General features: G+C 65.8%; 5 protein-coding genes and 1 pseudogene. All 6 read left to right on the top strand.

The features are described from left to right. Nucleotides 1-98: 98 nt before the first annotated feature. Nucleotides 99-1766: an ABC transporter substrate-binding protein gene (locus VFX99_RS06515; protein ID WP_329665503.1), complete on the top strand. Its 1668-nt coding sequence runs from the start codon at nt 99-101 to the stop codon at nt 1764-1766. 62 nt (nt 1767-1828) lie between these two features. Then, nucleotides 1829-2806, top strand: coding sequence for an ABC transporter permease (locus VFX99_RS06510; RefSeq protein ID WP_329665502.1), 978 nt, complete (start codon nt 1829-1831; stop codon nt 2804-2806). A 39-nt stretch (nt 2807-2845) separates the two neighbouring features. After that, nucleotides 2846-3859 carry an ABC transporter permease gene (locus tag VFX99_RS06505; RefSeq protein ID WP_414684327.1) on the top strand — a complete coding sequence of 338 codons (1014 nt, stop codon included), beginning with the start codon at nt 2846-2848 and terminating at the stop codon, nt 3857-3859. Next, complete coding sequence (locus VFX99_RS06500; protein WP_329665500.1) at nt 3856-4773, top strand: ABC transporter ATP-binding protein; 918 nt, start codon at nt 3856-3858, stop codon at nt 4771-4773. The genes VFX99_RS06505 and VFX99_RS06500 overlap by 4 nt, the downstream gene beginning before the upstream one ends. Next, the gene (locus VFX99_RS06495; RefSeq protein WP_329665499.1) at nt 4770-5804 is read left to right on the top strand and encodes an ABC transporter ATP-binding protein; all 1035 of its coding nucleotides are present in this window, start codon (nt 4770-4772) and stop codon (nt 5802-5804) included. Before VFX99_RS06500 ends, VFX99_RS06495 begins: the two co-directional genes overlap by 4 nt. After that, nucleotides 5801-6327 (top strand): annotated as a pseudogene (locus VFX99_RS06490) (glycoside hydrolase family 32 protein); the annotation flags it as partial. The gene VFX99_RS06495 and the pseudogene VFX99_RS06490, both read left to right, overlap by 4 nt.

Here is a 6327-nt window from a genome sequence, read left to right as displayed (position 1 = left end):
GTCGACTGCCCGCTCCTCGAACGCGCGTCGGTGTGACTGGACATCTCGACCGACACGCGGCCCCTTCGGCTTCAACGAAGAAAGGAACAACACTCATCATGACAGGTCTCAGAAGAGCGGTGCTCATCGCTGCCGCTCTGGCGACGTCCGGGGCGCTCGCGCTTACGGGCTGCAGTGCCGGCGGAGGCGACTCCGCCGGCTCCCTGGACGGGACCCAGTTGCTCACCATTCCCCGCGAGGACATGGGGACGTTCGACCGCAACTTCAACCCGTTCTCAAACCCTGAGTTTCCAATGACTCAGCAGGCGATCTACGAATCAATGCTCATCTACAACCCGGCAGACGGCTCCACGACCCCGTGGCTGGCAACCGAATGGGAGGTGGCTCCCGACAGTACGGGCATCACCTACCACCTGCGTGATGGCGTGAAGTGGTCGGACGGCGAACCGTTCAGCGCCGACGACGTCGTGCTCTCGTTCGACCTGCAGCGTGAGATCCGTGGCGGCTTCGACTACATCGAGACCGTCACCGCGGTCGACCCGCTCACCGTGCAGTTCGACTTCAACGAGCCGTTCTCACCCGCGCTGCTCGACATCGGTCAGCAGATCATCGCGCCCGCCCACATCTGGAGCGAGGTGGACGACACGACGAAGTTCGCCAATGAGGAGCCGGTCGGGACCGGTCCCTACACCGAGGTCACGAACTTCCAGGCTCAGTCCTTCGATCTCGGAAAGAACCCCGAGTACTGGCAACCCGAGAAGCAGCAGATCGAAGGCATCCGGATGCTGGCATTCGCGGGCAATGACGGAGCGAACCTCGCCGCCGCCAACGGCGACGTCGACTGGGCGCCGCAGTTCATCCCGAACATCGAGGAGGCCTACGTCGCGAAGGACGCGGACAACCGGTTCTACTGGTTCCCGCCCACGGGGTCGATGATCAACTGGCAGTTCAACACGACCAAGGCCCCGTTCGATGACCCGGGTGTTCGCAAGGCGCTGTCGATGGCGGTCGATCGCGAGCAGGTCACCGAGATCGGGATGCAGGGCTACACGTATCCCGCCGATTGCACCGGGCTTACCGGCTCGTATGACACGTGGCGCGACGAGGCGGTCGTCGAGTCCTGCACGTGGACGGGCCGTGACCTGGACGGCGCAGGGGAGCTGCTGGATGACGCGGGCATCACTCTCGGCGCAGACGGCAAGCGCGTCCTTCCCGACGGCACGCCGTTCGCCTTCGACTTCTCGGTCGGCTCCACCTCGAGTGACTGGGTATCGGTGGGCAACGTCATCTCACAGAACCTCGCCGAGCTCGGTGTGACGGTCACCGTCGCCGCGAAGGACTGGGGCGACGTGGTGGCCGGCTATGAGAACGGCACGTTCGATTCCGGCATCGTCTGGAGCGCCAATGCCCCCACGCCCTATCAGTTTTATCGCGGCGTGATGGGAACCGAGACGGTGAAGCCGGTCGGCGAGCAGACGTTCGACAACTACCACCGTTACGGCAGCCCGGAGGCCGACGCGCTCCTCGCACAGTTCGCCGCCGCACCCGACGAGGCTGCGCAGCACGACGTCGCGAACCAGCTGCAGGCGCTCTTCGACAAGGACGCCCCAGTCGCTCCGCTCTTCCCCGGCCCCGAGTGGGGGGCTGCGAGCACCGAGCGGTTCACCGGCTGGCCCACCGAGGACAACCCCTACGCGACGCTGTCAACGCGCTCGCGGACGACGGTCCTCGTCCTCACCACCCTCGAGCCAGTCACCGCCGACTGAGAAACGGTTCGTCCTGCTGCGTCGCTGACCGCGGCGCAGCAGGCCGAACCAGGAGGCACAACATGGCCTACATGCTGCGACGCTTCGGGTTTTATCTCGTCGCATTCTGGGTGTCGATCACCCTCAACTTCTTCCTCCCCCGCTTCATGCCGGGAGACCCGGTATCGCGCATGGTCGCGCGCCTCCAAGGTCAGCTTCGCCCCGACCAGATCGAGGCCCTCAAGGAGTCGTTCGGGCTCAGCGACGCCCCGCTGTGGGAGCAATACCTCCGCTACCTCGGCCAGCTCTTCACGGGCAATCTCGGTTTCTCGATCTCGAGGTTTCCGACGCCGGTCATCGACGTCATCGGCAGTGTCATCGGCTGGACGCTGCTCCTGGGCTTCGTGTCGCTGATCATCGCAGTGATCATCGGCAACGTTCTCGGCATCCTTGCGGCGTGGCGCCGCGGCGGAGTCCTCGACTCCTACGTCCCGCCCTTTCTCATCTTCATCGGCTCGTTCCCGTACTTCTGGCTGGCCATGGGGTTGCTGTACGTCTTCGGGGTCACGCTCGGGTGGTTCCCGGTGCGGCACGCCTACGGGGTCGGCATGACCCCCGAGTTCTCCCTCGCCTTCATCGCCGATGTTGCGTACCACCTCATCTTGCCGGCCACCTCGATCGTGCTCGTCTCGATCGGCGGCTGGATGCTGGGCATGCGCAACACGATGATCGCCACGAACGCCGAGGACTACATCGTCATGGCCGAGGCCAAGGGCCTGCGGCCCAACCGTGTCAGGACGAACTACGCGGCGCGCAACGCGCTGCTGCCTTCCGTCACCGCGTTCGGGATGTCGCTCGGCTTCCTCGTCGGCGGCGCACTGCTCACCGAGGTCGTCTTCGCCTACCCGGGAATCGGCTACACGCTGCTCTCCGCGGTGCAGAACCTCGACTACCCCCTCATGCAGGGGCTCTTCCTGACGATCACCACATTCGTGCTGATCGCCAACTTCCTCGTGGACATCGTGTACGTGCGGCTGGACCCGCGCGTGCGCGTGAGCTGAACGGAGCGCGTGATGTCACTCGCACAGAATCCCCAGGCGATGGCCGAGCTCGATCTCGGCACGGCGCCTGGCCCCGACGGCCAGCCCCAAGCCGCACCGCCCCCGCCACGTAAGCGCGGCGGCGGAGGGCTCCTTCGCGGCCTCGTAGGCAACACCAAGTCGGTGGCAGGAATCGTGATCCTCATCGTCTTCCTTCTGATCGCGGTCTTCGCGCCCGTCATCTCGCCCGGAGACCCCAACCTCATCACCGGGATGGGCTCTCAGCCACCCTCGCCAGAGCACTGGCTCGGTACCACGGCAAAGGGTCAAGACGTCCTCGCCCTTAATATCTGGGGCTCGCGCTCGTCGCTGTTCGTCGGCTTCTCCGTCGGGATTCTGGCAACGCTCGTCGGCCTCCTCGTCGGCCTGGCATCGGCCTATCTTGGACGCTGGGTCGACAACCTCCTGTCGCTCGTCACCAACGTGTTCCTGCTACTGCCCGGTCTGCCGCTGCTCGTGATCCTCGCAGCGTTCCTGCCACAAGGACTCGGCACCGTCATCCTGGTGCTCGTCATCACCGGGTGGGCCGGGTCTGCACGCGTGCTCCGCTCGCAGGCGATGTCGATCCGGGGCAAAGACTTCGTCGGCGCCTCACAGGTGACCGGTGAAAGCGGCCTCCGCATCATGTTCCGAGAGATGCTGCCGAACATGGCGTCGATCGTCATGAGCACGTTTCTCGCCTGCGTCATCTTCGGCATCGGCGCGCAGGCGGGCCTCGAGTTCTTGGGCCTCGGCGACATCAGCACCGTCAGCTGGGGAACAAACCTCTACTGGGCCAGCAACGACGGCGCCCTGCTGACTGGCGCCTGGTGGGTGTTCGTCCCGCCCGGGGTCTGCATCGCGCTCGTCGCGTTCGCGCTAGCGCTGGTCAACTACGGCGTCGACGAGACGACGAACCCACGCCTGCGCCGGCCGCGCCGCCGCACCACCCCCGATGAGCCCACGCGGGTTGCGGCATCCGCCGGAAACAACTCAGTGCAGGCCGCAATCTCACAGAAGGAGCAGACCCCATGAGCATTCCCTTGCTGGAGATCGAAGATCTCAGCGTCGAGTACGTCACCGAGGCCCGCACCGTCCGCGCGGTCGACCGGGTCACGTTCTCGATCGCCGAACGTGAGGTGTTCGGCTTGGCCGGCGAGTCCGGCTGCGGAAAGTCGACGATCGCCAATGCGATCCTGCGCCTGCTGCGCGACCCCGCCGTCATCGCCGGAGGATCCATCCGATTCGCCGGAACGGACGTGCTGGCATTGAGCACCAACGAACTGCGGGACTTTCGTTGGCGTCAGGTGGCGATGGTCTTCCAGAGCGCGATGAACTCGCTGAATCCCGTGATGACGATCGGCGACCAGATCGCGGACATCTTCACCACGCACGAGGGCGTGTCGAAGAAGACCGCCATGGTTCGGGCAGGTGAGCTGCTCGATCTCGTGGGCATCCCGCGGGACCGCCTGCGGTCTTACCCGCATCAGCTCTCCGGTGGGATGCGGCAGCGCGTGGTCATAGCAATGGCAACGGCACTGCGGCCGCCCCTGTTGATCATGGATGAGCCCACGACAGCGCTCGACGTGGTCGTGCAACAGGAGATCATGGCGCAGATCAAGGACCTGCAACAAGAGCTGGGATTCGCGATCCTCTTCATCACGCACGACATATCTCTGATGGTCGAGCTGTCCGACCGGATGGCGATCATGTACGCCGGCCGCTTCGTGGAGACCGCGCCGGCGCAGGAGATCTTCGATGCTCCGAAGCACCCGTACACCCGCGCGCTGATGAACGCGTTCCCTCCCATGACGGGTCCGCGCACGCGTCTTCGTGGCCTCGGTGAGGGCGTGAGGTTCCGCGACATCCCCGACCTGGAAGCGGTGACACCGACCCATTGGGTGGCGCCGAGCACTGACGCCGACCTGATCACCGAGGCCATCGCATGACCGATCATGACACCCCGGTGCTCTCGACGCGGGGACTGCAGAAGACATTCTCGATCGGGGGGTCTTTCTCCCGCAAGCAGGTCCGCGCGCTCGGCGGGGTCGACCTCGATATCGGCCACGGTGAGATCGTCGCACTCGTCGGCGAGTCGGGAAGCGGTAAGTCCACGCTCGCACGCTGTATCGCGCGCCTTGAGCAACCGTCCGGAGGCACCTTCCTATTCGAAGGCGAAGACATCATCGCGACCTCGAAGCGGCGCGTGACGCGCGAGTACCGCTCGGCGGTGCAGATGATCTTCCAGGATCCCTTCGGCTCGCTGAACCCTGTCCACCGGATCGGGCACTTCCTCGAACGCCCGCTGCGCATCCATGGCGCCGCCTCCGGCCGCGCCGCGCTGGAGCAGGCCAAGCGTCGGCTGATGGCGAAGGTAGGGCTACCCGAGGAGATGCTCGACCGTTATCCGCACGAGCTCTCGGGTGGGCAGCGGCAGCGCATCGCCATCGCCCGCGCGCTTGCGGTGAACCCTCGTCTTCTCCTTGCCGACGAGCCGACGTCGATGCTCGACGTCTCGGTGCGGATCGGGGTGCTCAATCTCATGCGCAATCTCTGCGAAGAGCAGGGCATCTCCATGCTGTACATCACGCATGACCTCGCGTCGGCGCGCTATCTTGCCGACCGCATCGTGGTGATGTTCGCGGGCGAGTTCGTCGAAGGCGGGGACTCGATGGATCTGCTCGCACAGCCCGCCCATCCTTACACCCGACTGCTCATTTCGGCGGTGCCCGACCCGAAGCGCACGGATCCCTTCGATGCGATCGAGCGAGCGCAGCTGCGTCGCGAGGTCTTGCGGCCGACGCAGTGCTCGTGGTCGGAGGAGGCAGCCGAGCCGTGCTCAACCGAGAAGCCGGTGTATCACAGGCTGAGCGAGAAGCCGGAGCATTGGGTGCGCTGCGGCCTCTACGCACCGCCGGCGGACGCACCCGGAACCGCACTGGAACAGGCCGCAATCGACGAGGAGAACGACGCCGCATGAGCGCTCACCCCTCGGGCAGCCCCGACGTGGCGGCACCTGAACTCGCGGCGCGTGCTGCGCGCGACCCGCACCGACCGGCGTTCCACTTCGTCGCACCCGCAGGGTGGCTGAACGATCCCAACGGACTCACGCAGCGCGACGGCTGGTACCACCTCTTCTACCAGCACAACCCGTTCGCTGCGGTCCACGACCGGATCCACTGGGGACACGCACGCAGCACCGATCTCATGCACTGGGAGAACCTTCCGATCGCACTGGAGCCCGGCGAGGGGCCCGACGTCGACGGCTGCTGGTCGGGCGTGCTGGTGGACGATGGCGGCATACCGACGCTGGTCTACTCGGGCCGTCACGACGGCATCGAACTGCCGTGCGTGGCCACAGGTTCGGCTGACCTGCTGGAGTGGTCGACGGATGCCGCGAACCCGGTCATCCCCGCTCCGCCGACCGACCTCGACATCGTCGCCTTCCGGGATCATTGCGTGTGGCGCGAGCCGGGCTCGGACGGACTGCCCGGGCGCTGGCG

Origin of the sequence: Microbacterium sp. (assembly GCF_036277215.1) — a bacterium.
Taxonomy (GTDB): Bacteria; Actinomycetota; Actinomycetes; order Actinomycetales; family Microbacteriaceae; genus Microbacterium.
The sequence above is the reverse complement of the archived record's forward strand: the minus strand, read 5'-3'. Positions and strand labels throughout refer to the sequence as shown.